A 26,032-nucleotide genomic window follows, 5' to 3' on the forward strand; every position below is an offset into this window, starting at 1 on the left:
AAAGAGGGGAACGTCAACCGGGTGCGAGCGCGCCAATCCGCAACTGGATGGGCTGCGGCAGATCGGCGGGTGGGGGCTGGGGCAGGGGCTTGTTCTGCAACGCCTGAGCGATGGCCGCGTCCAGTTCGGGCGTGCCTGCAGATGCGATCACGCGGGTGCGCGCAATGCTGCCGTCGCTGTTGAGCCACACCGCCACGGTGGCGCGGTAGCGGCCCTTGCGCGTCTTCTCGTCGCGCTGCAACAGCATCTGCACGGCGCGCTGCACCGATGCCGCATATGCCGCGAACGGGCTACCACTGCCGCCCCCGCCACCGCCAATCCGGGTGCCGCCGCCATTGCCGGCCTGCAGGCCGAACGGGTTGTCGCCTGGTCCGGCAGCGGCGGTCAGCGGATCGCCGGGGGGCGCTTCCGCCGGCTTGGGCGGTGACGGATCCGGCGCGGCCATCGGCTTGTCCAGCATGCGCGGCTGCGGCTTGGGCGGCTCCAACTCGGGTTTGGGTGGCGGCGGAGGCGGAGGAGGGGGCGGCAGCGTCACATGGGTGATGCGCGGCGGTGCCGCGCGCGGTGGTGGCGCGGTGGAAGGGCGCAGTGCCAGCGAGACCAGCCACCCCAACAGCGCAAGCACCGCCAGCACGATCGCCAGCTTGCGCCAGCGCCCGACGCCGGTGGTTTCCAGCAACGGTTGTGTGGGGTCCAGGGCATCCATCGCCGCGTGCTCAGCCCGCAGGCTGGCGTTGCGACGCCAGACCGATCGAGCCGATGCCCAGCTTGCTGCACAGATCCAGCACCGCCATGATTTTTTCGTACTGCACGGTGCGGTCGCCGCGCAGCATCACCGGCAGCTCGGCATCGTTGGCCACCGCGTTGCGGAGTTGCTGCTCCAGCTCGTCCATGCTGACCGGCACCGCGTCCAGGCTGACCTGGCCGTTGCTGTCGATCGCAATCACCTTGGTCTTCGGTTCGGACAAGGGCTTGGCCGCGCTGGCCTTCGGCAGGTCCACCTTGATGCCTTGCACTGCGGCGGTCGTCATGATGATGAAGATCACCAACAGCACGTAGGCCAGATCGAGCATCGGCGTGATGTTGATGTCGTCGTACGGCTTGCGACCCTGGACCTTCATTGCGCTCAGGCTCCCTGCACACGTGCGGGTGCATCGCCGGCGTAATCTTCGGCAATGCGTTTTTCGAGTTCGTCGACGAACACCTGCATGTCCGCCGCGACCGCATCGGCCTGGCTGAGCAGGTAGTTGTAGCCAAACAGGGCAGGGATGGCCACGGCCAACCCTGCCACCGTGGCCAGCAATGCGGCCGCGATACCGGGCGCGATGGCGTTGATGTTGACGTCGCCAGCGGCAGCCACCGCGGCAAAAGTAATCATCACCCCCACCACGGTGCCCAGCAGTCCGAGAAACGGGCCACCGGAAATGGCGATGGTCAGCAACACCATGCCTTTGTGGATGCGTTGTCCTTCGCGCACCACTGCGGCATCCAGTGCCGAGCGAATGGCCGCAATCGACTGTGTGCGCACCACCGAGGTACCGCTGGCGGCAAGACGCCCGCGCAGCTCTTCCAGTCCGATATTCAATAACCGCGCCAGATTGGATCGAGCGCCATTCAACGGGCCGCTTGCATACAGCTGTTGCCAGCTGGACGCATGCAACGGATGCTGCGCCACCTGCTGCCGGAACGCGCCTAAAAAACGTGCATTCGCAGAGGCAGTGGCATTGAGGTACAGCCCCTTGCGGACCATCACCCACCAGCTGATCAATGCCATGACCCCCAGAATGCAGATCACCGCCCAGGCATCGGGTGTCAGCGCATTGAGCAGGATGCCGAAGTAGCCATGTCCGCCTTCACCGGCGCGCTGCTCCACCGGCTCGAACGTCAACAGACGCGCGTCCACGCCCTGGCTGCGTGCCGCCGCCTCGATTGCGCCGACAGGGCGCGCAACCTTGCTCAGTTCGACCTCGTCCAGCAAACCGATGAAGTTGGGCCGCGTCGTGCCCGGCTCTCCGCCGAGCATCAGCCCGGCGGTCGCCGCCGGAACCGTCGCCGCGGTTTCGCCCACGTTCTTCCCATTGAGGTACAGCGCCAGTTGCTTGCCATCGGCACGCACCGCCAGATGCGCCCATGCATCGCCCACCAACGGCGCGGTGCTTGCCAGCCGTGCGCCGCTGCGCGACTCCACTACCACGGTGCCTTTTTCCAGTAGCACGTTCAGTGCACCCGGCAGCGCCAGCAGCACCCCGGACGCGTCAGGCGTGGCCGGCTTGATCCAGGCAGAGAGCGTGAATGCAGCGTTGGCAGGCAACGTCAGCGATGCGGAGGCCGGCGCCGACACCGGAGCGGTGCCATCCAGGCGCAGGCCCGAGCCGATGAGCGCCGTGTCGGCCAGTGCCAACGGTGCAGCCAGGTTGTTGGCATAAGCGGTGGTGTCCTGACCGGCGCCTTGCGCATCGGTAAAGTGGTACACCGCCAGGGTGTCGGCGTCGTAAGACTTCTTTGCATCCGCGCCGGTACTCGCTTCTGGATTGCCGAAGTACACAAACAGCGGCGTCATCGCATTGGCGGGCAGGGCAGGCAGGTCCACCCATGCCAGCGCAACCTGATCGACCAGGCCATCGTATTTCTCGAAGTGGTACTTCAGCGGTGTGCGGTCATCGCCTGCAACAAACCGGATATCGCTGCCATCCGGCTTGGCATCGGTGAAATTGAAGTTTCCCGAATGCAGCCGTACCAGCACCTGCACGCGGCCAGGTACCTGCTCGACCGCCGCGCCGGTCGATGTGGTGTTGAGCGAAACCTTGGCGCGGTAACTCCATTTCGCGTCCCACCACGTTTCTGCCATGGCAGGCAATGCCGCCAACATCAAACCGACGAATACATACAGCCGTAATCTGCTCACGCGTTACCCCACTGAAAAGTTGATTGCGTCCGGCTTAAAACTCACCCCAGAGCCGAAACAGCACATTGAGTTCGTCCGGCTTGCGTCCATCCGGGCGCGACAGCGGCGCGGCGAAATCCACCGCGCCGTTGAGATGCGACACGGCCTTGAAGGTGAATCCCAAACCGGTGCTGATCAGGGTTTCGCTAACCCGTTGCTCAGGCAGCGGATCGCGGATGCGTGCGTAGCCCCCATCGACGAACGCATACACGCGTGCCTCCTGCACTAGCTTTGCTGCAGCCGATGCGAACGATGGGCTGCGCAGCTCCAACTGGCCGATTGCGCCAAAGTCGCCCAAGGCCTGGCTCTCGTCGTAGCCGCGTACGCTGTCAAGACCGCCCAGGCTGAATTGCTCGTTGCTGATCAATGGTTCTGCCGCGAGCTGCGTCTGCACATGCGCGTAGAGCTGAATGTCTTCGCCCAGCATCCGGGTCTGCGACCCATCTGCGCGCAGGTGCATGAAGTTTGGGCGTGCGCGGTAACGCTTGGCATCGAACTGGCGGGCATCGTCGCCCACCCCGCGGAGATTGGCGGTGGCGGTGAAGGTCAGCGCACTGGTGCTGCGCGCGCGCACCCAGCTCGCGTTGTAGGCTGCGCTCAACGGCGCATACCGGATCGGTGCCGAGCTACGGTCGCTGCCGAACACCGTGTCTTCCTTGAAGTCCTTGTAGTCCACTCCCAGGCTCAACGAATGGAAGAATCCAGTGCCATTGGGGAGCGCGCGGATCAGGCGTAACCCGGACAGCGACCCGTTGCCGATCACGTTGTAGCTGTTGATCGCGGCCACCTCACTATCGCTGCGTACGCTATAGCCCAACAGCGAGAACGGCGAGTCTGAAAAGCGCGCCAGATAGGAGGCGGAATACACCCGCGCATCGTCGGGATTCTGCGGCGCGGTCTGCGCAGAAACATTCAGGCTATGACCGCGCTGCCACAAATTGTCGTAGTGCACTGCCGCACTGAGCCGCAGTTCAGAGGTGTTGGCACTCTTGCGGTTATTGAGTTCAAGCGAACCGTGCAGCGGCAATGCGTCGTCGACAGCCAGATCGACGTCGACGGTATTCGGCTGCGCACCCGCCTGGACCTGTGGCGTCACACGCCGGTCGGGCAACTGATTCAACGCGACGATATCGCGCTGCACGTCCTTGAAGTTGGGCACGCTGCCTTCGGCCAGCGATGGCGCACCACGGATGACGTCGTCCGGCGAATAGTAGTCCGCGCCCACTACCCGCACCCGCCCGACGCGTTGCTCGGTGACCTGCAGCGTGACCAAACCGCTGGCCGCATCCTGCTCGGGAACGCTGACCGCCACCGTTGCCAGTCCTGCGGCCTCGTAAACGCCTTGGAGTGCAGCACGCGCCTGTTCGACGTCGGCGGCGGTGCGCTGTGGACCCAAAAACGGATAGACCGCACGCTCGACTTGCACGTTCTGTAACTGAGTATTGCCTACAACCTGGTAAGCCAGGATGTCGAAATGCGCATCTTCCACCGGCTCCATGGCAGTAGCGTCCGGTGCGCTGACAGCCAGCACGCTGAGCATCGCCATACCTCGCAAGTCCATATGAAAGGCGCCCCCAAGATGCGGCGAGGACCTCGCCGCTGGTGCGACCTTAAGCGCGGCAAATGACGATTTTGAAATGCTTTTATGACGGCGCTGTATTGCTGCGTTGACGCGGGCAACGAATCAAGCAAGCGCTAGCAATGCTCTCTGTAAGCAGCGTCTACCCGTCAACCGGCGCGTGGACGCTTGAGCGACAGACTGCTCTTGCCCGAAAGTTGGGGCGCGTGACATAGAGGTTTTTGTACGGATGGAGCGCGAGGATGATGAGGATTGAAACGAACAGCTACTGATCTAGTCGCTTCGCTTGGTGCTTCGTTTGACAGAGTGAAGCGCGAACATGCAAATGGTAGGGCAGGGCAGCAAGAAGTAGATTATGGATTGCCATAGGTTCCACTGAATTTGGCTTTCATGGCGCTGCCAAATCGACGTGTATGCACATACCGACACGTCAACTACAGCTGTCATCATAGCCGTGCCTTTTGCATTTCAAAGATCAAAGTTGGTTGTCCTAGACTGCTAACTTGCAAACACCAAGCTAGAGAATAAAGATATCTCAGAAGTAAAAAATCAAGCCATATCGGCGGCCAGCGCAGGCCAACCAGGTGTGGCCGAGTGACTTCGTGTTCGATCGCACTGCCGAGGGTCGTGTGATCAAGTGTCTGGGGATCGTGGACGAAGCGACACACGAAACAGTGGTCACCGAGGTAGAGCGCGCAATTTCGGGCCGTGGCGTGACGCGTGCGCTGAACCGGCTGGCGCACGGTCGTGGTCATCCGTACCGACAACGGCAAGGAGTTTTGCGGCAAGGCCATGGTCGTCTGGCCGCATGCCTGTGGCGTGCAGTTGTGACTGATCCAACCAGGCAAATCGAACAGAACGCCTACGTCGAATCCTTCAAACGCCGGCTACGCGACGAATGCCTCAACGAACAAGGGCTCCCAACACCACTGCATGCGCGCACCGAGATCAAACGCTGGCGATGCGAATGCAACGAGCAACGACCCAAGAAGGCAATCGGCGGCATGACGCCGGCCGCTTATGCCCAACATTTAGCAAACACCGATATCATCAACTCCAGACTCTAAACCCGACCACTACTCAGGGCGGGGCACGTCGTCGGTGGGTCACTGGAGGTCGCTGAACGATTGTGTTTCAGCGACACACCCAACTTCATCAGGTTGTTCCAGCGCGAGGTGGGCCGTACACCTGCAACGTTCCGTCAACGTCAGGCGCACGCGCGGGTTGCGTAGAGGCTGCAGAGGCGTCACTGCAGTGCTCGCATGCTCGCTACTGCTAGGCGCCTGCCTTCCACAGGCGCCCCGGTACACATCAGACTACGTTGCAGCGCCCGGCCAGTCCGGAGAGCGCGATACCGCTGATCACCGCGGTCGGCGCAGCGCAGCCCGCGCCGATGATCGTGACGTCAAAACCCGCTGCGTCGGGCGACAGTGCCGTATGCGTGATGCAGTGCTGGGTCATCATCCCTACCAGTCGAATGGCCGAGACATCCCGCGCCACGAGTGTTTCGCCCAGCGTAGTGCCAAGGAAGCTGTCGGCTTGATGCTTTTCGATCACCGGGCAGCCCTCCAGCGCCTCCGCAATGGCGGGATGCAGCTCGGCACCTTGGGTGTCTCTCGCCATGAACGGACCATCGCTAGGCGCGATGTGCTGGATCCCCACGACTACGTCACCAGCCTGTTTGGCCTTCGCGATTGCGTCTAGCGCTGCGATCAGGGCCTGTTCGCTGTTTTCCAGCGTGAAGCGGCCGCCCGCGAAGTAGTCGTTCTGGATATCGACAACGATCAGTGCAGTGTTCATGTTGTACTCGTTCAAAAGTTCAGGGTTTCGCCATCTTCAGGGATCAGCACGCTGTCCTGGATGGCTTTCTCACTTACGTAGCGGCGCAGGTCTGCGCGGGAGACGGTCATGTGATTCACCGCATCCATATGGACGGCGACGATCTTCGCCTTCGGCGCCAGCGCATGGACACGCGAGGTGTCAGCCACGCCCATGATGATGCCCGCATCAAAGCCCTTGATCCGCGCATCGCCCGTGTTGAGCACGATGACATCCGGGGTATAGCGCTTGATCGCGTCCTGTACGTCGTCGGTCCACACGGTATCGCCGGCGAGGTAGATGGTCGGCTCACCGGCCTTCTCGAACACAAAGCCGGTCACGCTGCCGAGCAGCTTTGCTAGCGGCTCCACCTGGAACATGGCTGCCGTGCCGTGTTGGTCGGCGATGCGCGAAATTTTTACCCCGCCAAAGGTGGCGTGCGCGGGGAGGATACGGACATCAGCGAACCCTTTGCCGCGCAGCAGGGCGGCGTCCGCCTCATGCTGGACGAACATCGGCATCTGCCGCGGGATCAGCGTTTCGGCGGCGGGGTCCCAGTGATCAAGATGGGTGTGGGTCAGCAGGACGGCATCCACATCTTTGAGCACCTGGCCCACATCGAAGGGGAGGTCGACGGTTGGATTGCGCAGTTCGCTGCGATACGTGTCCGGGAAGCCTGGATATGCGCCCTTGGCCGCCAGCATCGGGTCCACCAGCAGCACGGTGTCGCCATAGGTGATCTTGGCCGTTGCATTGCGGATCTGCTGGATCGACGTGATAGGGGATGCCGGGGCTGCCGCGTTTGCGCTGGTCTGGATACCCAGGGCCAACACCGTGGCAAGTGCGAGGGACGGGAGTTTCATGTGGTTCTCTCAAGGTGAGCGGATGGCGCCCAGATTGAGGCGGACGCGAAGCTGTGTATAGTGGCCCGAAAGACCAACATAGATGATATCGGGCCATGGCCAGCCACTGTTCATCCCAGCAACGCAGCGGGCCCATCCGGGTCGTCGTGGTAGCGCCCGAAGGCGTCAGCACCTTCCAACTGTCCGTCCCGCTGACGATCTTCGACGTGCATGCAGATGACCCGCCGCTGTTCCAGCTGCGGATTGCCGCGGAGCGGAGAGGGGTCACGTTATCGGGTGGGCAGGTGGCGGTGATACCTCACGGCGGACTGGAACTGCTTGACCAGGCCGAGGTAGTGATCATCCCCGGCTGGGCCGATCTGGATCACGCACCGAGTGCCGCGCTGAGCGCCAAGCTGATCGCAGCCCATCAGCGTGGCGCCCACGTCGTGGGCCTGTGTTATGGCGCCTATGCGCTTGCTTACGCAGGCTTGCTTGACGGACATGCCGCGTCAACGCACTGGCTCGCCGAAACGGATTTCCACGCGCGCTTTCCGGCAGTCACGCTCGACATGAATGCCCTTTACGTCGACGAAGACCGTGTTGTGACGTCGGCAGGCAGCGGGGCGGCATTGGATTGCTGCATGTATCTGGTCAGGAAGCTCTGCGGTGCGCGCGAGGCAAACCGTATCGCCCGCATGATGGTCCTGCCACCGCACCGCGAAGGCGGCCAATCCCAATACATCGACCAGCCGATACCAGCCTCGCCGCAGGATGCACTGCTCAGCCGATTGTTGGACTACATGCGCGAAGACCTGCAGCGCGATCATTCGCTGGATGAACTCGCCGAACGTGTCGCCATGAGCCGGAGATCGTTTACCCGTCGCTTCCTCAAGACGACCGGCATGACGGTCGGCAGCTGGCTGGATGCCGAGCGCCTGCGCAGGGCGAAGGATCTGCTCGAGTCCACCTCGCTGTCCATCGATCAGGTGGCGGAACGATCGGGGTACCGCACGGCCGTATCGTTCCGCCAAAGCTTCAACCGGGCGTTCCAGGTGAGCCCGCGCGACTGGCGTCGCGCGTTCTCGCTGGACGGGTAGCGAGCGGGGGAGGCGAACCGTCATCTAGTAGACGTGAGCTGAAATGTCACGCTCAAGCCACTAAGAAGCTCGCATATCTATAGCACGAAGACCTCACCGTACTGCTGCAGACGCTGGTGTCGAACGGATCAAGCGCTTCAGTCGGTCTGGAGGTGAAGCGTCCTCGTTAACTCGATCCACTTGGAAGTAGAGTTCCATCCCAAGGAGCTCTGCATGAAGAAGTCGAAGTTCACCGAAGAACAGATGGTTCGGATCCTCAAAGAAGTCGAGGCCGGTGCAAGGGTTGGCGAGACCTGCCGCAAGCACGGGATCAGCGAGCCGACCTATTACGTCTGGAAGCCCAATTACGCCGGCATGGAGGTGTCGCAGTTGCGGCATCTGAAGGATGTGGAGGTAGATTGACGGCATCCCATTATCCGGGTCTTGTCGACGCGGGCGGCCGCAGCGACGCGCTCATGGCGCTGAATCTGCCCGCACACCACCACGCCGACAGGCGCAAAAAACACGGCGCTAATGCCGCGACGCGGCATCACCCACGCTACCGGCTTCGGGCCTGTTCAGCCTCCGCCCCGGCCGCTGCGAGCGCCGGTGGGCGCTGGCGAATGCCGCCGTAGCTCAATCGCCGCCACAGCCACTCCACTGGGCCGATGCTGAAGCGCGCCAACCACCAGCGGCTGCTGATCACCTGCATAGCGAACAGCAGCACGCCCAGCGCCAGCGCCAGGTCGAGCGGCATCCGCCCGTACTGGCCCAGACCGAAGCCGTAGAAGATCCATGTGCAGAACAGCGACTGCAGCAGGTATTGGGTCAGCGCCATGCGACCGAGCGGCGCGAACACACCCAGCCACACGCGCCAGCGTGATCGCTGCAGCAGCAACAGGATGCCGGCTGCGTAGCCCAGGGTCAGCGCGAACTTGGCGAAGAAGAAGGTCGCCTTAATCAAGACCCGCAGCGGCTGCAGCGCAAGCTGATTCACCCAGGCATGCAGCGCCTCCTGCGGCACCGCGTTGGCCACCAGCCCGAAGCTGAAGCAGAGCACGAAGACCTGCCGCAGCCGGCGCCGATGCGCGTCCGGCGCCGAAAGCCATCCGCCCTTCCAGGCCGCAACGCCGACGATGAAGAACGGCGCCAGGATGACGAAGCGATTGGCGATACGCATCGGGCCGACCACATGCAGCGTTTCCCACCATCGGTATTGCAGGGCGTCGAGCCACCCACCTTGCCCGTAGTGCTGGAGACCAAGGGTGTAGGTTTGCGCCGGCGGCAGATCCGTTGCAAGCGCCTGCATCGGACCGGCAATCACCGCCGAGACGATCAGCACCACGGGGATCGCCCACAACACCCGGCCGGCCGATAGCCGCAGGAAGGGCAGAACCATCAAGCTGATCAGTGCGTAGTCGAGCAGGATGTCGACGTTCCACAACAAGAACGTGTGCACGCTGCCCAGCAGGGCGAGCACCGCGCTGCGACGCAGCGCAAACGGCCAGCGCGACTGACCATTTTCGGACGCACGATCGGCTTGGATGGCGAGGCCAGCACCGAACAGCATCGACAGCAGCGCCGCCGCCTTGTTCTCCAACAGCACCCTAACGAGGTCGCCGGCCAAGCCACCGAAGTCTCCCAGCGGATAGGCGATCCCGGCTTCCCGCGCCAAATCGGCACCGCAGAAGTAACCGATATTGACCAGCAGCACGCCGAACAAGGCCAGACCGCGCAGCACATCCAATTGCAACAACCGTTCGCCGCGAGCGACCGGGTCTTGCGACGCAACTTCCGCAGACATAACTACTCTCTCAGTAAGACACTGACTCAGTTCGCCGGCGCGATGCCGAGCACTCGCGCCGCCATGTTTTTTGCCCGCGTGGCGGGGGTCGGGTTTCCTTCGCGAACCGCGGTGACCACGGCCCCGTCGAACAGCAGCATGAGATCGCCGGCCGCGCTTTCGTCCAGCCCGGCCGCTCGCAACAAACGGGCGAAGTAGGCCTCAAAGCGGTGCTTGTGCGCAGCCGCAGCCCGATGCAGTGCGTGGCTGGGCGGCGGCGTCTCGGCGATGGTGTTGAGGAAGGCGCAACCGCGGTAGTCGGGGCTGGCCAGGCGCATCGCCAAGGCGTCGAACACTGCCAGCGGCCGCAGATTTGCATCGGGCGCCAAGCGCTCGACCTCCTGCTCGAACCAGGCGCAGAGTCGTTCGTCGCGCCGCTCCAGCACTGCCAACGCCAGACCTTCCTTCGACTGAAAGTGCCGATAGAAGCTCATGCGGGCGACTTCCGCGGTGCTGATGATGGCGTCCACGCCGACCGCCTGAATCCCCTGCCGATAGAAGAGATTGGTAGCGACATCAAGGATGCGCTCGCGAACCTTGCTCATGATCACTCCGGCGGTGGATTCGCCGCGGATGATATAGACCGGTCGGTATCATTTCAAGTAGAGCGCAAGCCCACGACATCGCCGGGAGCAGGTCGCATCGCGTTTGGCTTGGCTGGCCCGGCGCCTGAACTCAGGCGGGTGCCGTGCTGGCGGCAAAGGTCCAGGCCTTGGCGTGGATCGTGCTGATCCTAGCCATCACGGAGTACGCGGGGCCGGGCCAAACGTTTTGCTGCCCTTAGTGGCCGGGAGGGATGCTCAGGGTTGCGAAGCGATCAGTAGGAACCTCCTGAAGTTCCTTCTTTCGGGCGAGGTCTCGCAGCACTTTCTGAACTTCTTCTTCTGGCCAATCCTCGACCTTGCCGGTCGAGGAGTGGCCTCTTGGGCTTAGACATCCGTTTGCTCGGCGATCTCTAAGGCGTCGTCGACCTCGATGCCTAGGTAGCGCACGGTGCTTTCTAGCTTCGTATGCCCCAGCAATAGCTGGACCGCCCTGAGGTTTCGTGTCCTGCGGTAGATCAGCAAAGCGTTGGTCCTGCGCATCGTGCGGGTGCCGTAGGAGCCGGAATCGAGGCCGGCTTCTTCCACTCAGCGGTGGACAATTCTGGCGTACTGCCTCGTTGATAGGTGAGGTGAGTCCGATACTCGGCTGCTGACAAGGAAATCCGAGGCTTTGAGGTCAAGATGGGTGATCCAAGCCTGATGGGAGGCGGTGAGAAGGAGCAAGCCAGCACGCCGGGCACGAGCGCCTCAGCGCTCGGGTCTGGCGTGCTGAGCGGCGACAACAACGGCCATGTCAAATATGCCGGCAAGAGTGATTAAGCCGCCAAGCACCTACCGCGTTTTGAAACGATGCCGTGGACTGCTGAGGTGTTCGATCAGCGTCCGGTTGTCGCTGATCCGAAGGTGTTCTGCATGTCCAGCATGCCCACCGCCTCAGATCCGCGCGAGGCGTCCTCTACCTGTATGAGAGAGCAGGGCACGCGGTACGATCTTCCCCAGCCTATGTGCCGCACGCTTGCGCGCAATGGCGCTCCTTACAACCCGTACAAGGACGTGCGCCAGCAGCAGCGCAACAACAGCAGCAGGCGCAAACCGGGCAGGTGGGTCATCAGAATCAGCCTTTGCAGCTCGCAGGATCTGTCATTGCAAGGGGCACACGTGACGTCGGCACTTTCCCCGAGTCGAAGCCTTACGCTACTGCTAGTAGCGTTCCTTCGACCACGGCTGATCTGTAAACCATCAGCAGGGATCGTGCGTCAGCTGCACCCAGCCGTTTGACACGCGTTTGAAACGGCGGCCTTGTAAGCAGCGCTCGCCGTCGCTTAACGGTCTTGGTGGGTCATATTCCCGCACCTCCGGCGCGTTCCTGGGTGTCTGGACGTTCTGTCTAAGTGCGCGCTGCATCTGCTGCGTCGCTAGTTTCGATTCTTTTTCAAGCTGCGCCATCGCTTGGCGCGTCTCATATCTGGTGTACAACCCAACGACGATGCTATGCGCTAGTAGTGCGATGAAGCCGCCAAGCGCAATCTGCCACCATAGGTCTGATGAGTCTGCTTGCTGATATCTGCGTTCCATGTCGCGCCCGATCTTGTGAGCTGGCATTGTAGACCGGGGGTGTAGGGGCATAGCCCCTACGGATAACGCCTCACCCCGCAATTCGCCCGAAGTGGCGGTCTCGCCATTCGCCAAGATCCACGACGACGACCTTGACCATCGACTGCTGAACCGCTTTGCGGCCGGCGTTTCGACGGCGGACCGAATCCCGAATGTCGCTAGCATTGGCATGCCACAGCAAGCCACGCGGCCGGCGTTCTGGTATCAGTTCCAGGTCGCGCCCGGCCAACCAGCCCACGGGCCGGTGAGTTCCACATGGTTGGTAACGACGCGGCGGTGTAGATCCTCGGCGCAGCTGTTTGGACATTGCGTTCCAACAGGCCAGCAAGGTTGGCGGCGGTCGAGGTTGTAGGTGTCAGTCATGCAGCGATTTCCGTTTCGCTAGGGGAACGGTTCGGCAGGCAAGTCTTGATCCAAAGCCAGATCCAGCAACCGGGCTCGATAAACCTGTGACCACACTTCTCTCGTCTCGCTTCATATAAAACAATCACTTATTCGGTGGGCGAGGATTGGGTTTGGATTCGGTATCACTGTAACAAGGAGACCGGTAAAGCTGTGACTATTTTGGGGTGAACGCTAAAGCTGTGACTTTCCCGATCCCCTGAATTTTTGGGAAAAGCGATCAACAATTGGCCAAGTCTTGCTTGGAGAAGGGTCTTGAGCGATGAAAAGTTCGAGCCGTACATACCTTGGGTGCGCGACGCCTTGCTGCCAGGAGAATCAACATATGCATTTCTGAACAAATTGGGTTGGTTCGCTGCAAGGGGCCCACTTCAGCTGATGCGTGATCTTCGTATCACTGAGCAAAACCAGTATCCCCGCAAGCCAGGCCGGATCGACTACGCGGAAGTAGTTAATGAATGGAGCAGTAAGGCGCACAGGTATCTGTGGCCAATCCAGCAAGGGAGGCTAAGGGATTACTTCAATGAGTCGGATTTCCTAATGCTGAAGGACTACTCAGATGGGGCATGGGAAGACGAGTGTCTCCGCTTTTGCACAGAATGCATCGCCCTTGGAATGCACTTCACGGTCTGCCAACTGCAGTTTGTTGAGTTCTGTCCTTACCACCAACGACGACTTATCTCTCACTGCCCAGTCTGCGGAGACCAAATTAATTACATCGCCGCTATGTCCCGCCCGGCATTTGGCTGTGACGGCTGCGGTGGCTCTCTGTTAGCTGTCGATGTGACCAATGTGTGTGCGAAGCGACGCGTCCGATGGCAGATTTCACGCGCCCATCAGGAGCTGTTTAGGGCAATGGATACTTGCGCACCGATTTATTCCATGGCGACGGGACGGTTTGGCAGGAAAGGCTATTTTCCTGGAGTCAAGGAGGCTGCCACAGCGATGTTGGAGCCCAATAGACAACGTTCCGAGGAGCTTTCTTTTGTACCAACATTCGCCGCTATCAAAGTCACTCCCAATCATCGGGGACAGCCATCTATCCATCGGATCTTGAAAAGCCCGCGTGCCGAGGAACCATGCTCGATCAACGAGGGGAATCGTACCGTCGTCCATCAAACTGCCCAATTGCGAGCGGGTGCCTGGCTGCTTCAACGGTATTCCGATCACCTTACCTGTATCGCAACCTCGCGAGAGGTGATAAAACGCAAAAAAGTGGGGCAGTTTCCTGCTCGGACCGCGCATAAGCTTTGTTGCATAGGGAACGGGTTTGTGGCGTGGGAGATGTGCCGCATTGACCGCGTACAGGAGAAGCTTCCCTATGAACTCTGGGACGCGTGGGGGCTTAAGAGCACGGCCGAGCGGTCCTTCGGTTCCTACGTTCTTGAGAAGGCATGCCTGATGAGTTCCATTTCGACCTTCCTGAGAAGTGATTCGGATGAACTGTCAGGTTGGCTAGCAAATAAATTGCCCACGAGCTTTGAGCGTTGGCAAGCATCGAGGATCAATGAGGACACACCGGCGATACTATGGCAGGACATAAACGGCGTCGATTTTTCCGAGGTGTGTGAAGCTTCAAATCTTGATGAAGAAGCGAGATGGCAGTTGGTTTCGGCTCACTGCACGGAAAGCTATAACGCATTGCAAGAGCCGGCACTAGCTAAGATGCGTGCGGAGTATGAAGCTAAGAATCTGGAGCGTGAATACGGATCGCGCGAGCGTGCGGCGATCTCTATGCCGATTGTGCACGCGAGGATAAACGAGGCGAACGGGTGTTCCTACTAGCCCGTGAATCGCCGGACAACCTTTCATATGCGACGTGGTTAGTGGCTGTCGTGATCAAAAGCGACTGGTTGTATTCGAGCGAGATATCCCCGTGCGTTTTGAGCAACTCCAATCGCAGCGCAATGAGCGCCGCTTCGATGCTCGCAGGGGCGGGTGTATATGAGGTCAAGCCCTCAGTTGTCACCTCCAAGGCGCCGTCCCGGTAGCGCTCAGGCAACGGATGATCGATTCGTTCGTACCATGCTTCACCGGCCGCATGTAGGCAAGCGCAGGCATCGAGCATGTCCTGGTTCTTCCTCACCAGGAAAGGCAGTACCCCAAGGTCTCCCAGTGCCCGAGGGAGCTTTGAAGGCGCGGATCGGTCACCCCATACCGAGACATTGGCCAAGGCGTCTTGCAAGTAAGGTTGAAGTTGTTCGCCCAGTCGCTGGCCGTCTTCGAAGGCGCGTTCGTGCATTGAGGCGGAGAATGCGGTAACCGCGTTGTCAGCTAATTCCCTTGCCGCTTGTGTCCCCCGGTGCCTGCGCCAGGCGACCTCATGCAGAAAGGCGATGACAAAGAGCAGCGTGCTGGGGGTAGCCGCTTTAATCAGCGCGCTGGTGCATCGGTGCTCAAGATCGGCGTATAGGGCCGGATCCAGGTGCTCCACGGCGGCCATGACACGCCCAGGTACCAGCAGAAGACCTCGCGAGTTGGTGTAGACCAGCAACTGCTCGCGTGAGTCCAACAATGAGGGCGGATCAAGCTGCATGTAGCGGTTGAAATCGCGCAGCAACCAAGCGCGTGACGCCGGCACACGCTCACATACCCGTTCAAGCAGATTGAACTTCTTGGTCTTGTCCTTGATCTCTTTCCAATAGGCGCCGTCGGGGTTCTTGCCCGCGTTGTGGATCTCTTCGAAGACCCGAGGTGTCAGCCCCTCATAGATCGCTCCAGTGAAGCCCTCGCAGGGCAGAAGCAGGGTCCGATTCAACCATTGGACGTCGCATTCCAACGACTTCAACAGGTACCGGGTCCATACCCGTGCGCCTATCTGACGAAATCCGCTAGCACAGTCCAGCACCATGATCGAGGCTCTTCGGGCGAGGATTGAAAATCAAACCACGGCAGGAGATTGGATTTGACGACCTTCCCTGCGGGTAGTCTGTACGCCAGCACTACTGGAATTAAAAACTCATTCACAAAAAAGAGCCCGCCACTGCAATGGTCGGACTCTTGAGGCCAGGTCGCTTGGAGGACCTGTTGATGCCGAAGAGACTATACACCCCTTCCCGCTATGCGGGTCAAGGTCGCACCCGCTTGCCTGCCGCCGCTGGTTTGCCCGGGCAACCCAATGGGTAAGACCCCGGCGCAGAAAAAGCGCAACCAGTACCTGGCCTCCGTGCGTGCTAGGGGGGCCAGCGGCCACAACCTGTGGTTTGTCACCCCCCCACAGGACACGCAGGCACTCCCGCTGACGCTGAGCTCGGACATCGAATTGGAAGCCTTCTTCTACCTGGAAGGTTCACCGGATGTGGCATTCGTCGACTATTCCCCCCTGCGCCATGGGCGAGCGCATTCGCACCCGGGGCGGCGGCACTTCGCTACCGTCACTACGCTGGAGGGTACCGAGCTCGACGTCGATCTGGCCCTTGAGGCCGACAAGGCACCGGTGGCGGGCCGGCGATTGATCAGCCTGGCGGTGCTCAACGCAGCGAAGGTGCATGTCCAGAGCTGGCGGGCCATCGTTCCCACGATCAACCGGTGCCGATCGCATTCCTTGGGCCCGTTGATCATTCGCTGCCGGCATCTGCTGGAAGAGCATGGCGACTTAGCTATTCGGGATCTGTGCCAGCAGCTAACCACCGAAAGTACCGCGCTGGTCACAGGCGCAGTGGCCACGCTGCTGCGTTCGCGCGAAATTGAAAGCGATGTAGATACCCACCTGTGGGGTCCCGGTACTGTGCTGCGGACACATCGTCATGGGTAGCCGCCTGACTCTGAAGACGACGCCTCCCGAGCGTTTGGTTCTCGCCAGCTGGGCCATGCCATCACTAGAAGGCCTGGATGCGGCAGAGAAGAAGCGGTTCTACTCGCTCAAGGAGGCCATTACCGACTACGTGCACGGCGCACGGATCACGCAACTGTTGCAGGCCAAATCGATCTGGAGAGAGGTGTTCTATCGAGCCTATGACAAATGTGTCGCGCTTGATGGGCGAGGCATGCCGATCGGCTGGGTGGGGTTGCTGCCCTATTTGGAGATCCAGCCGCGGCAGCGACGGAAGCCCTTGCCGAAGCATCAAAGCAAAGGGCTAGCGGGGGCACTTGCGCAGTTCCTACGCCAGAACGGCGGCATTGCCGCAGCATTAGAGTCGTACTTGCTGCTCAACGCCAAACGAAAGCCCGGCGGAGAGGCGGGCGTGCGACACAAGTCGGTACACATGGAATTCTTGCGTCTATGCGAAGCCAAGGATCCCGACATGCAGTCTTGGCCTTTTACCTCCCGTCGGCGTGGAGCGGGGGCCGTGCGGGAGTTCACCAAGGCCTTTCTGACCCAGCACTACGACGCGATCGTGGCTACCCAGTATGGGGACAAGGCCGCGACCAAAGCCAAGGCCGGCAATGGCCATGGCTCTCGCCTCGTGTCCTGTATGCCAATGGATATCGTCGAGATGGACGAGCATGCCATGGGTTGCATCGGCACCGTCAGGATCGAGACGCCTGAGGGTTTCCGGTTTCTGGATGCAGGCCGAATGACGCTCTTGCTGCTGGTTGATCGCCACAAGGGTTGGATCATGGCCTTCAAGGTGATCTTCCGCGAGGCGGCCAACGCCGGCGATGCAATGGACGTGCTTCACGCGGGCGTACTCGGCGAACCGGACTGGGCCCACCGCAAGGACAGTCAGCTGGCCACGCGCCCTTTAGCCGACCTGGACGAGCGCTTCGGCTGGTGTGGATTCAACTGCCTGTTGCTGGACAACGCGCTCATCCATCTAGCTGACGAACTGGTCTCACGTGTGATGTCGCTGAGCGGATGCGCGGTGAATTTTGGCCCAATAAAGACTCCAGCCAGGCGCCAGTTAGTGGAGCGCATTTTCAACGAACTGGAACGCGCAGGCTTTAAACGGCTTCCTCAAACCACCGGCGCTGGACCGCAAGATCCTAGGCGGCAGAAGGCGGAAGAGGCTGCCCGCGCGTGCATCCTGTCAGAGCTCGAGATTGTGACCCTGGTGTCGAATCTGTTGCGCAACTTCAACGAGAAAATGGGCAAAGCCAACCTGGCGGCCAGCCCGGCCCAGCGCATGCACGCGATCATTTGCGGACCCGAACGCGATCAGTACCAGTTTCCATTTCTACCTCCGCTGCGGGAAGGCGAGGCAGATCTGTCCAAGTCGATCATCACCGTGCCAATTCGGGGCAACAAAGCCACTGGTCGTCGCCCTTACTTTTCTTTTCTGGAGGTCGACTACACGAACCCGGCCATGGCGAAGGATTGGGCGCTGTTGGATGAGCAGGTCGACCTACAACTGCATGTCGCGCGGACCAATATTCGATTCATTGAGGCTTTCTGCCGTCAGCGCCCCTTGGGCATCTGCCAGGCCGGTGGTCGCTGGCGCTGGAGCGATCACTCGATCGATCTGCGGCGCCAAATCAATCAACTCCTGCGCGAGGGCTACATCGAGAATGACAGGAACGATGATGTCGTGGCCGCGTTCTTGAAAAAGGTGGCGGACGAATATGTCAGATCCAAGAGTAAATCCAAGCCGGCCAAGGCGGCCATGCGACATGTGGGCGATCACAACGCCCGGCGCGACGTGCCCGATGACGTCCCCAACACCGCCGATCAGGTGAAGCAGGTCGGAGTCGCGGTGACGGACCTCTTGGATCGGGCCAGTGAATCAACAACGTCCAACTACATGCAGTGGGATGACATAGGTGCCTTCAACGGAGATCGTCATGACGATTGAGGAGATTCTACGCTTGCGTGATCAGGTATGGGATGAGCATCCGCTAATCATTGAGCGAGCGGTGCTGCCAACGCTTGCTGCCAAGGACGTTCTGGCCCGTGTTTGGGCACTCGGCCGCAAGGGCAGGGGATCCATTGCCTTCTTTGCCCAGCCGCTGTCGGGCAAGAGTTCATGTGCCGAGTTGCTATTGGTGGAAATGAAGCGAAAAAAGCCTGGCTGCGGCGTGTTGATATTCGAAGTGGTCGAAGACACCAATCCGGCCGAGGGGCGTTTACTTTCGGAAATCCTCAACCAGATCGACTATGCGCCCAAGATCGCCAGAGATTTGGCTGGCAAGCGTACCCAAGTGCACCGCGCCTTGCTGGCCCTATCAGGGGAGTCCCGTCACCTTTTTCTGATCTTCGATGAAGCGCAGGAGCTGAGCTGTGACGAGTTTGCCTGGCTCAAGTCGGTCATCAATCGCCTGGTGCGAGACCGCGTAAAGGTCACGGTCGTCTTGTTCGGGCAGATCGAGCTAAAAGAGAAACGGCAACGGTTGAAGGCCGCACGCTCAGATCTGGAAAAACGATTCATGTCCACGTTGAACGAATTCAGGGGGATTCAGAACGCAGCAGAACTGGAACCGCTGCTGGCGGCAATTGACGCCGGTTCTGAGTTTCCTGTGGGTTCGGGAATGAGTTACCTGCAACTGCTATTGCCCAGGTTTTATCAGGGCGGGGGGCGGCTTGCCAGCAGTAGTGCGCTGTTCTGGCGCGAACTTAAACAGCAACGCTTGCCTGGCGTTGGGACCGTCGTGGCCATGTCCAGTGTTGCAGGGTTCTTGGCATCGTTCTTCATTCACCTTCGTGGTTCTGACAGTACGGAGTTGAAGATCACATCGGAACTGCTTCAGAAGATTGATGTCATCTGAGGCCTCGGCGCCGGTGAGCTTTGTCGCCCATCTTCCAGAGCACTGGGAGAACAATTCCCTTTTTGGAGCATACGCGGCGATCGGCCGATTCAACCTGTGCCGTGCATACGATATTGCCAAACTCATCGAGCGGCCCTTACGTATATTCCAGCCGTATCGTCCGCCTTCGCCCACCCACCTGTTCGAATTCATGAACTGGGTAGCGCAACTGAAGGTGGCGAGCGACCAAATCACGCATCAGCTACTTCGTCGCGTGATCGCCAAGGCGCGGCAGGACCTCACTGAAGTGCCCCTGGAGTGGTTTCGAGCCACGGTGTTCTGGTGCCCGCAGTGCATGAAGCGAAATCATCACAAGGCGATCCATCAGCATCGCTCACTCTGGCTCTGCCCTGAGCATCAAGTCCGCCTCGAACAATTCTGCAACTACTGTGGCCAGCACATTGGCTATCGTGTCTTTTTTAATAGGGAGCCGCTGCAATGCGGCGGATGCGGATGTCGTCTGGATGGCTCGGGTGACGGCGCCTCATCGCAGACCCCCGCACCTAAAACCTCCTCGGTCGGGGAACAACTGACCTGCCAGGTAGCTGAGCAGGTCTGGGTTGCCGGTCTGCCATGGTCATCCGGACCGCCTCGTCCGTTGGGTATTTCGCCCCACGATGTGCGCATTCATGCGGCAGAGAGGATGCGCGCAGCAGCACCTTCCCCACAAAGCCGGGTGCTTAATCAGTACTTCCGCTTCATCCCGCCTAGGCAAGTAACCAAAACCCTTGTTAATAGCCACGCAGAAGCTATTTCTCGCATTGCCGCCCAGGCGCGCACCTTGGCGCGAAAGTCTGGCCACGCGTGCATGCAAGGCATGGGTGGTGGATCAGGCAAACATCAGCTTCAGTGCCCCTGCAGCATCGGCTTCTCCCTGTGGTGCTTGCGCAGCCAGCTCGGGCAAGTCAACACTGCGGTCCGGTCAGACAATGTCAACCTGTTAGCGTATGAAGGGTCGCATCTGGGCTTGTGTTTGTCGGTGAGCTGGCTAGCGTACGTGCAGGCACCGCTTATGGGGAAGACCTCCGCCAGCGAGATGTTGCTCGCGTTTTGGGATATTCCTTCAAAGATACGATCACCCCGCCCACGTAGCGAGCACACCCACGATACAACTGCCTTTGTTTCCCACACCTTTCAATGGTCTGCCGTTCACTGTCGTCATATCGGCGATCAGGTGATGAGCCTAGGGGAGCGCTTGTCGACCTCGGGCCGCCGATCATTGCGTCATGTCCAAAGCGATGTTATTGCAGATGCGCATTGGATCATGGATCAGTTAGGTGTCTCCGCAAGCCGCTGATACTGCTTACGCGGTGTGACACATGGGCGCATGTGTCACACCTGCGCGACTAAGTCCGAGGGCTCACCGGCTCAACGATGCAGCAGTCAAAGCCGAACGAGCAGGGGCAATGTCTAGGACAGTGCCATTTCCACTACCAAACTAGCCCAGATGGGATTGCTGACAAGGTCGCGTTAACCACCTTCAAGGGGCTGCCAGGCGAGGGCAGAACTTGGCCAGCATGCCAGGTCGCACCGGCTGACATTGGGGAAGCCTCGGTGGCAGCGTCTGGCCGCAGCAAGGAGCTCGTGCCGGACCGGTGCAAGAAAGGCGCGCCTTGCCAGTCCTGTATGACAACCCCGTGCGGCCGACTATCAGACCCATGCCCGCATGTCTGGCCGAATCCTAATCGCGGGCAAAACGTACGTGACGCGAGTGCAGATCCGTAGGTGCTATATCAGCTCAAGGGTTGGAGGCGACATCCAGTACCGATCGCCCAGTCGCGTGGCGACGGTGGAGAACGCAGACGTTAGCGCACAGTCTGGGAGCGAATGGGAAGGGGAAAAGCAAAGCTTTCCTTCCAAGCTGCCCTGGGTGAGCTTGAGTCGCCGCGGCAGTTCACTGCTCAGCGTGAACTTCAAAATCTCGACGTTGCCTGGGTATTGTAGGGAGATGGATGCCATGCTGCGAACCGCTGCCCAGCACGCATAGCGCCAATGGCCAAGGCTGTATCGGGATTCGTACGGCATGAGTAGCCGGGCCAGTTCAACAAGGAAAAAGTCGGGAAACTGGTGAATGCGCAACTGATGCCGAAGATAAGCGGTCACCTCCAGCGGAACCAGCTCTTGCCAGACCTTTAACCACATCTCTGCATAAGGAGACTCTTGAGCTTCACTTTGCAGGTAGTCCTTGAGCCTCGATTCCAGTTCTCCGAAGGGGACGTGTGGCCAAGTGTAGGACCAGGCAATCTTGTCACCAGCGATCGCATGGATATCCGGGCCGGTCTCCGGCTCGATTCGGATGACTCCCAGCGCATCCAATACCGAAAGAACACTATGAGTCGCCTCCAGCGTGGGCGCCAAGCGTGTTCGCGCGTGGAGAGCTTGCACCAGAGCCAGAAGATAGAGGGCGCCACGGCCGCCTAGATGACGGACGTCGCTAATGGTTGGGGCGTCAAGACGCCCAAGACCCTGAGGCTGCGGTTTTGAGTTGTTCATTTCTTTGATGAAGGGGCACTGAGCAGTCAATCCAGGGCCCGAGCTGCTTGCTGGCCGTTGCCATAGCGTCTAAGAATATCTTAGTATCCAAGCGCCGGTCACTTCCGCCATCCTTAACCCTCTCTTGAGGGGGTAAAAGTGAACGGGCGGACGGCAGAACATCCGGTTTTTGCGCTGCGGCTAGCACAGGCACGCGAACGAGCCGGGCTATCTCAGAAGCAGCTCGGCATCCTCGCCGGCTTGGATCCCGCCGTGGCCTCTCCACGTATCAACCAGTACGAACGCGGCAAGCACGAACCCCAGATCAAGACGGCCAAACAGTTGGCTGAGGTGCTGGGCATACCCGCGGCGTTTCTCTACACCGAGGACGAGCTGTTGGCTCAACTTCTTCTCCAATGGAACGACCTATCCGTACGCCAGAAGAAGGATCTGCTCAAAAGCCTTGAGAAAACTCCGGCGAAACGGGAGCCGCACAAGGGACGTTGACGCATTGGCCCGCGCGTTAGAGATCAAGCGGTTGAGCCGCTGGGTTGCTTTACGCGTCGCCGGCCTGAAAATGGGCGATCGCCTGCGCGACGGAGCGATGCTCCGTCAGCGCCATGAGGGCGGGCAGGGCGGTTCCCTGCCGGCCGCCCTCGATGATAAAGCCCAAGCAGGCTGTGGCCCCCAAAGTTCCCGTCTAAATCCACCTGCGATGCCCTCTGCTGCACGATCACTGCAGCCGCCTTCGGCGAGGGCGGCGGGGCCGACGCGTTCACCTCACAGCTGGCAGAAGAGGGGGGCCTCCGTGATGCCTGCCGCTCAGCCACGCAGCTAGGGCAACCCTGCGCGGCCCAACACGGGTCTGTCGGATGTGGCAATGGCGCTCGGACCAGCCTACTGGGATTTGCCGTACTCCAGCCGACAGAAGATGTCACGAGTCATGATTGACGCAGCTAAAACATCAAATACGCGACTGACTTCGACGAGAGACCACTACTGACCTCGGAGATATTGGCCAGATTGATCCAGGTCCGATGCGTGCGGTGTCATAGTCTCAAGGCAGTCGCGAGAATCGCTCCGGTCCGACCGACGTTCACAACCCAGGTCATGTAGGCGTTCTGGGTGACATGTGTAGGCAACCGCTACATGGCGATGGCTTTCGCCGTTGCCACCGGTCACCGCGACGACCACAGCACTTGGCCATCCGCACCCTGCAGCACGAGCGCTCCGTCGTCGGTCACGCGCACGCTTCCGGCAGGGGCCTTCCTCGGCGCAGCCCATGCAATGTGACCTTCCGCGTCGCGGACGGAAAATAACCCATCTGCACCCAGTGCACACTTAGTGCTTGTGATGCGAGCCACTGCGCTGCGCCAGATGGCGTTGCGTAATCCATTGAGGTCGTAGACGACCAACCCTCCATTAACCTCGTGGATTGCCACGTAGCGACCATTGCGTGAGCGTAGAAACCCGTCCGGAGGTAAGCTGTCGCCGCATTGCAGGCGCTCGCCCAGGTTCAACTGCTGCGCATCGGCAGCTTCGGCGATGCAGTATACGAAGCGCCGCTGGCCGCCTGCCTGCGCATTGTTCGCATATACCCGCACCACGTAACCCATGGCGCTGTATTGCTTGGCCTCCCCATCCTCGCAGGCATCGTAGGCCACCCGCACTGGCGCATCGCGTCCGACGATGCCAATCGCGCTCTTCATCACACCGAACTGCGGGTTGGTGAAGCCGATTGCCAAAGCGAATTCGCTGCCTTCGATGCGCCACTTGCCCGCGCCCGACACACCCGTCATGATCGAGCCCTTGGCGTTTGCAACGCCCCAGAGCAATGCACCGGTGAGCGACTGTTCTGCGACCGGCATGATATTGAACGGGATGGGGGCGGCGAACGTGGTGCCCGATTCAAAGAAGCTCTTTTCCCAGATCAAGCGCTTCTGGGTGGCGTTGACGACCACCAGCTCGAGCGTCCTGTGTCGATCGGAAAACTCAGTGGATCCTTCGAACGCGCTGTACAGGTTCATCACAGCTTTATTCAGTTCCACCACAGCGTAGATCACGTCTGCGCCGGCGTTTAGGGCCTCGGTGACTAGATCGACCGGGGTAGTGGCGCGCTCGAGCCTGTCGGGCGACGGGGCGGCAAGATCATTCTTCATTTGTTTGGTATTGATTTTCTTCTTGAGCTGCTTTTTCGTCGTCGCAGGCGAGGAGAGGTCCTTATTTCGTTTATTTTTTTTGCCTTTGCTGGCCATAGTGCAAATCCTTGGAAGATGGCGTGATCCATGCGGAGTGTGTTGTTCGTGGATGCGATCGCGGTCGGGCAGGTGGCTCCTTTGCAATCGTGGACAACATCTGCATGCTAACGGCGCCTGAGCAGGTGCACTACCTCACAGAGTGCGTGTTGATGTGTGGCCTAGGCCATCAGCTCGCGGGCACCACTCCAGTGCAGTATGGCCCGAAGGGTGTTCGCATGTTCCTCAACGGCGCGGGGGCTGATGTGCAAGCAAAGCGCGGCACGCTTGCAGGGCTAGCCGAGACATAGGCAGCGCAGCACCCGGCATTCGGTTGCGTTCAGTTCTGTCGCAATCGTGCACAGATGCTGTGTTGTCGCGACTGGTGGTTGTAGCGACTATACGCGCGCTCAAGCCTTGCTCACCGACGCCCAAGAACTAGAGACTATGTTCGCAGGAAGCGAAGCGGCAATGCGAGGTCGGATACGGGTCGATCTGCCAACCAAACTGGCGCGCACTACAATCATCCCGACAATCATCCCGGATCTACCTTCCTTCAGTCCTGTAGTGCGGCAGCGCTGTTGATACTCAAGTCCGTGGACATAGCCGAGCTGCGTCTTCGCCTTGAGCTTCAGGAGGCAGTAGTGCCGGCTCTGCAAACTTCTTGCTCGCCTGAGTGAATCGCCATAGCCGAGCTGCCGGCGATTCACTGGTGACTTTGGCGAAGTTTCGTCCTTCCCTTGCGGTTTCCGATAAAATTTTGGAATCTTGTGCGAAACGGCGCACACGGCTGAAAGTATCTGGAAGGAAGTGGTTGTCAATGGTGTCGAAGGTTCTGGTGGGTATGCTTTTGGTTTTTGCTTCTGTTGCTGCCATCGCAGCAGATTTGGTCGGCCGCGCCACGGTCACGGACGGTGACACCCTCACCGTGGCGAAGCGACGCATTCGCCTGTGGGGAATCGATGCCCCGGAAAGTGCCCAGCTATGCATCACGAGCAACGGAAGCTCCTGGCCATGTGGCCGGCGGTCTGCAGCTGCGCTGGACGGCTATCTGCTAGACAAGACTGTTCGCTGCCAACCCAAGGACACAGACCGCTACGGCCGAGTGGTGGCCGAGTGCTTCCTCCAAGGGCAGTCCGTCAACCGCTGGATGGTGAGTTCCGGCTGGGCAGTTGCGTATCGGCAATATTCCACGTCCTTCGTTACTGATGAGAGCCTTGCTCAGCAACACAAGCTCAACATCTGGAGCGGCTCTTTTCAGTTGCCAGCGAACTTCCGACACGCAAAGCGCGCTTCATCGGTTAAGACCTCGATTTCTACTGCGCTCCCAGTCGCCAATGGCTGCAACATCAAAGGCAACCTCTCCCGCAACGGAAAGAGGATCTTTCACATGCCTGGGCAACGCGACTACGAACGCACTTCCATCACTCCTGCGCGGGGCGAGCGAATGTTCTGCACGCCCGCCGAAGCCCTGAAGGCAGGATGGCAGCCGGCGAAGCATTGATGTTCCCTGTCATAGAGGCCGGACGCAGTCCATGCCTAGCCAGCGCCAAATCAGATACACCCCTCGGACAAGGACTCAGCGCCAAGCTGGATAGGGATTAGCGCATAGTAGAGGTGGGCGATAACCGATCCAGGCCTGGGAGTCTTCATCTTCGAGCCGGATGTGCGCAGGGGCTGCCGGGCACATGGGGGTGTTCACGTGCAAAATGGGTTGGCTGGCCGTCTTGCGGTCCTGATGGCGGAGGGTGGGGTGCGCAAGGCACCCAAAGCAGCAAGGTTTTTTCTAGTCGCTCAGTGCTCAGGCAATGGGCGAGACGATTCTTGATGGTAACGGTCGACAGCTGCCTGCTTTCAAACGGTGAGGCGTCAGGCACGTCACCTGATCGTTGATTCCGCAGATCGAGCTTTCTTTAGCTAGGAGCTGGTCAAGGCCAGGCAGCTGGCGAGGAGGGTGAGGGTGTAAGTCCACAATTAGA

21 protein-coding genes and 2 pseudogenes are annotated in these 26,032 nt (G+C 60.1%); 10 read left to right on the forward strand and 13 right to left on the reverse strand.

Translation table 11 applies throughout. The annotated features are described in order from the left end of the window. Nucleotides 1-13: 13 nt before the first annotated feature. Genes ABQU90_RS17580 through ABQU90_RS17595 form a run of 4 tightly spaced genes read right to left on the reverse strand, consistent with a single transcriptional unit; the run spans nt 14 to nt 4,490 of the window. Nucleotides 14-706, reverse strand: a complete 693-nt coding sequence (locus ABQU90_RS17580; RefSeq protein WP_115512998.1) for a TonB family protein — start codon at nt 704-706, stop codon at nt 14-16. Nucleotides 707-716: 10 nt separating this feature from the next. After that, complete coding sequence (locus tag ABQU90_RS17585) at nt 717-1,121, reverse strand: ExbD/TolR family protein (RefSeq protein ID WP_115527826.1); 405 nt, start codon at nt 1,119-1,121, stop codon at nt 717-719. Nucleotides 1,122-1,126: 5 nt separating this feature from the next. Further along, nucleotides 1,127-2,905 carry a DUF2341 domain-containing protein gene (locus ABQU90_RS17590; RefSeq protein WP_323522920.1) on the reverse strand — a complete coding sequence of 593 codons (1,779 nt, stop codon included), beginning with the start codon at nt 2,903-2,905 and terminating at the stop codon, nt 1,127-1,129. 34 nt (nt 2,906-2,939) lie between these two features. After that, nucleotides 2,940-4,490 carry a ShlB/FhaC/HecB family hemolysin secretion/activation protein gene (locus tag ABQU90_RS17595; protein WP_323522918.1) on the reverse strand — a complete coding sequence of 517 codons (1,551 nt, stop codon included), beginning with the start codon at nt 4,488-4,490 and terminating at the stop codon, nt 2,940-2,942. Between the two features lie 587 nt (nt 4,491-5,077). Between ABQU90_RS17595 and ABQU90_RS17600 the strand changes: the two are divergent. Beyond that, a pseudogene (locus ABQU90_RS17600) lies at nt 5,078-5,590 on the forward strand (integrase core domain-containing protein); the annotation flags it as partial. A gap of 244 nt (nt 5,591-5,834) precedes the next feature. Here the strand turns inward: ABQU90_RS17600 and ABQU90_RS17605 are convergent. Together ABQU90_RS17605 and ABQU90_RS17610 are read right to left on the reverse strand one after the other, a co-directional pair. Further along, on the reverse strand, nt 5,835-6,323 hold the full coding sequence (locus ABQU90_RS17605) for an isochorismatase family protein (protein ID WP_323522917.1): 489 nt from the start codon (nt 6,321-6,323) through the stop codon (nt 5,835-5,837). A gap of 11 nt (nt 6,324-6,334) precedes the next feature. Next, nucleotides 6,335-7,204 carry an MBL fold metallo-hydrolase gene (locus ABQU90_RS17610; RefSeq protein ID WP_323522915.1) on the reverse strand — a complete coding sequence of 290 codons (870 nt, stop codon included), beginning with the start codon at nt 7,202-7,204 and terminating at the stop codon, nt 6,335-6,337. 95 nt (nt 7,205-7,299) lie between these two features. On the opposite strand from ABQU90_RS17610, the gene ABQU90_RS17615 reads away from it, so the two are divergent. After that, entirely contained in the window at nt 7,300-8,283 is a 984-nt protein-coding gene (locus ABQU90_RS17615) for a GlxA family transcriptional regulator (protein ID WP_323522914.1), read from the forward strand. A 213-nt stretch (nt 8,284-8,496) separates the two neighbouring features. Further along, nucleotides 8,497-8,676 (forward strand): annotated as a pseudogene (locus ABQU90_RS17620) (transposase); the annotation flags it as partial. A gap of 145 nt (nt 8,677-8,821) precedes the next feature. On the opposite strand, the gene ABQU90_RS17625 reads toward ABQU90_RS17620, so the two are convergent. The 4 genes from ABQU90_RS17625 to ABQU90_RS17640 all read right to left on the reverse strand — a co-directional run bounded on the left by ABQU90_RS17625 (nt 8,822) and on the right by ABQU90_RS17640 (nt 12,225). After that, on the reverse strand, nt 8,822-10,003 hold the full coding sequence (locus tag ABQU90_RS17625; protein ID WP_323522994.1) for a DUF418 domain-containing protein: 1,182 nt from the start codon (nt 10,001-10,003) through the stop codon (nt 8,822-8,824). An 89-nt stretch (nt 10,004-10,092) separates the two neighbouring features. Then, nucleotides 10,093-10,650: a TetR/AcrR family transcriptional regulator gene (locus ABQU90_RS17630; RefSeq protein ID WP_323522913.1), complete on the reverse strand. Its 558-nt coding sequence runs from the start codon at nt 10,648-10,650 to the stop codon at nt 10,093-10,095. Between the two features lie 384 nt (nt 10,651-11,034). After that, nucleotides 11,035-11,235 (reverse strand): site-specific integrase, encoded by a 201-nt coding sequence (locus tag ABQU90_RS22835; RefSeq protein ID WP_407078781.1) that lies wholly within the window; start codon nt 11,233-11,235, stop codon nt 11,035-11,037. Nucleotides 11,236-11,889: 654 nt separating this feature from the next. After that, complete coding sequence (locus ABQU90_RS17640) at nt 11,890-12,225, reverse strand: hypothetical protein (protein WP_153066029.1); 336 nt, start codon at nt 12,223-12,225, stop codon at nt 11,890-11,892. A 696-nt stretch (nt 12,226-12,921) separates the two neighbouring features. Between ABQU90_RS17640 and ABQU90_RS17645 the strand changes: the two genes are divergently transcribed. Continuing rightward, nucleotides 12,922-14,451, forward strand: coding sequence for a hypothetical protein (locus ABQU90_RS17645; protein WP_323522912.1), 1,530 nt, complete (start codon nt 12,922-12,924; stop codon nt 14,449-14,451). On the opposite strand, the gene ABQU90_RS17650 is transcribed toward ABQU90_RS17645, so the two are convergent. Further along, on the reverse strand, nt 14,399-15,454 hold the full coding sequence (locus ABQU90_RS17650) for a hypothetical protein (protein WP_323522910.1): 1,056 nt from the start codon (nt 15,452-15,454) through the stop codon (nt 14,399-14,401). The genes ABQU90_RS17645 and ABQU90_RS17650 overlap by 53 nt on opposite strands. 330 nt (nt 15,455-15,784) lie before the next feature. Between ABQU90_RS17650 and ABQU90_RS17655 the strand changes: the two genes are divergently transcribed. From ABQU90_RS17655 to ABQU90_RS17670, 4 genes are read left to right on the forward strand one after another with little or no spacing between them, the layout of a single operon-like run. Continuing rightward, on the forward strand, nt 15,785-16,420 hold the full coding sequence (locus tag ABQU90_RS17655; RefSeq protein WP_323522909.1) for a hypothetical protein: 636 nt from the start codon (nt 15,785-15,787) through the stop codon (nt 16,418-16,420). After that, the gene (locus ABQU90_RS17660) at nt 16,413-18,398 is read left to right on the forward strand and encodes a hypothetical protein (RefSeq protein WP_323522908.1); all 1,986 of its coding nucleotides are present in this window, start codon (nt 16,413-16,415) and stop codon (nt 18,396-18,398) included. Before ABQU90_RS17655 ends, ABQU90_RS17660 begins: the two co-directional genes overlap by 8 nt. Next, a complete protein-coding gene (locus ABQU90_RS17665; RefSeq protein ID WP_323522907.1) occupies nt 18,388-19,308 on the forward strand; it encodes an ATP-binding protein in 921 nt (306 codons plus the stop codon). Before ABQU90_RS17660 ends, ABQU90_RS17665 begins: the two co-directional genes overlap by 11 nt. Further along, complete coding sequence (locus ABQU90_RS17670) at nt 19,298-20,644, forward strand: hypothetical protein (protein ID WP_349780884.1); 1,347 nt, start codon at nt 19,298-19,300, stop codon at nt 20,642-20,644. Before ABQU90_RS17665 ends, ABQU90_RS17670 begins: the two co-directional genes overlap by 11 nt. Before the next feature lie 431 nt (nt 20,645-21,075). Here the strand turns inward: ABQU90_RS17670 and ABQU90_RS17675 are convergent, their stop codons facing one another. After that, nucleotides 21,076-21,840 (reverse strand): hypothetical protein, encoded by a 765-nt coding sequence (locus tag ABQU90_RS17675; protein ID WP_323522905.1) that lies wholly within the window; start codon nt 21,838-21,840, stop codon nt 21,076-21,078. 138 nt (nt 21,841-21,978) lie between these two features. On the opposite strand from ABQU90_RS17675, the gene ABQU90_RS17680 reads away from it, so the two are divergent. Continuing rightward, complete coding sequence (locus ABQU90_RS17680) at nt 21,979-22,326, forward strand: helix-turn-helix domain-containing protein (RefSeq protein WP_323522903.1); 348 nt, start codon at nt 21,979-21,981, stop codon at nt 22,324-22,326. A 671-nt stretch (nt 22,327-22,997) separates the two neighbouring features. On the opposite strand, the gene ABQU90_RS17685 is transcribed toward ABQU90_RS17680, so the two are convergent. Continuing rightward, complete coding sequence (locus tag ABQU90_RS17685; RefSeq protein ID WP_323522902.1) at nt 22,998-24,074, reverse strand: hypothetical protein; 1,077 nt, start codon at nt 24,072-24,074, stop codon at nt 22,998-23,000. A gap of 799 nt (nt 24,075-24,873) precedes the next feature. On the opposite strand from ABQU90_RS17685, the gene ABQU90_RS17690 reads away from it, so the two are divergent. Beyond that, the gene (locus ABQU90_RS17690; protein WP_323522993.1) at nt 24,874-25,557 is read left to right on the forward strand and encodes a thermonuclease family protein; all 684 of its coding nucleotides are present in this window, start codon (nt 24,874-24,876) and stop codon (nt 25,555-25,557) included. The last annotated feature ends 475 nt before the right edge of the window (nt 25,558-26,032 follow it).

It is taken from the genome of Xanthomonas sp. WHRI 10207 (genome assembly GCF_040202975.1).
In the GTDB taxonomy this organism is placed as follows: domain Bacteria; phylum Pseudomonadota; class Gammaproteobacteria; order Xanthomonadales; family Xanthomonadaceae; genus Xanthomonas.

Excerpts from the sequence above, each read along its gene's own strand:
- ABQU90_RS17585 (WP_115527826.1), bottom strand. The coding sequence starts at position 1,121 with ATGAAGGTCCAGGGTCGCAAGCCGTACGACGACATCAACATCACGCCG.
- ABQU90_RS17655 (WP_323522909.1), top strand. The coding sequence starts at position 15,785 with ATGGGTAAGACCCCGGCGCAGAAAAAGCGCAACCAGTACCTGGCCTCC.
- ABQU90_RS17640 (WP_153066029.1), bottom strand. The coding sequence starts at position 12,225 with ATGGAACGCAGATATCAGCAAGCAGACTCATCAGACCTATGGTGGCAG.
- ABQU90_RS17605 (WP_323522917.1), bottom strand. The coding sequence starts at position 6,323 with ATGAACACTGCACTGATCGTTGTCGATATCCAGAACGACTACTTCGCG.
- ABQU90_RS17670 (WP_349780884.1), top strand. The coding sequence starts at position 19,298 with ATGTCATCTGAGGCCTCGGCGCCGGTGAGCTTTGTCGCCCATCTTCCA.
- ABQU90_RS17630 (WP_323522913.1), bottom strand. The coding sequence starts at position 10,650 with ATGAGCAAGGTTCGCGAGCGCATCCTTGATGTCGCTACCAATCTCTTC.
- ABQU90_RS17685 (WP_323522902.1), bottom strand. The coding sequence starts at position 24,074 with ATGGCCAGCAAAGGCAAAAAAAATAAACGAAATAAGGACCTCTCCTCG.
- ABQU90_RS17690 (WP_323522993.1), top strand. The coding sequence starts at position 24,874 with ATGGTGTCGAAGGTTCTGGTGGGTATGCTTTTGGTTTTTGCTTCTGTT.
- ABQU90_RS17665 (WP_323522907.1), top strand. The coding sequence starts at position 18,388 with ATGACGATTGAGGAGATTCTACGCTTGCGTGATCAGGTATGGGATGAG.
- ABQU90_RS17580 (WP_115512998.1), bottom strand. The coding sequence starts at position 706 with ATGGATGCCCTGGACCCCACACAACCGTTGCTGGAAACCACCGGCGTC.
- ABQU90_RS17610 (WP_323522915.1), bottom strand. The coding sequence starts at position 7,204 with ATGAAACTCCCGTCCCTCGCACTTGCCACGGTGTTGGCCCTGGGTATC.
- ABQU90_RS17660 (WP_323522908.1), top strand. The coding sequence starts at position 16,413 with ATGGGTAGCCGCCTGACTCTGAAGACGACGCCTCCCGAGCGTTTGGTT.
- ABQU90_RS17675 (WP_323522905.1), bottom strand. The coding sequence starts at position 21,840 with ATGAACAACTCAAAACCGCAGCCTCAGGGTCTTGGGCGTCTTGACGCC.
- ABQU90_RS17595 (WP_323522918.1), bottom strand. The coding sequence starts at position 4,490 with ATGGCGATGCTCAGCGTGCTGGCTGTCAGCGCACCGGACGCTACTGCC.
- ABQU90_RS17615 (WP_323522914.1), top strand. The coding sequence starts at position 7,300 with ATGGCCAGCCACTGTTCATCCCAGCAACGCAGCGGGCCCATCCGGGTC.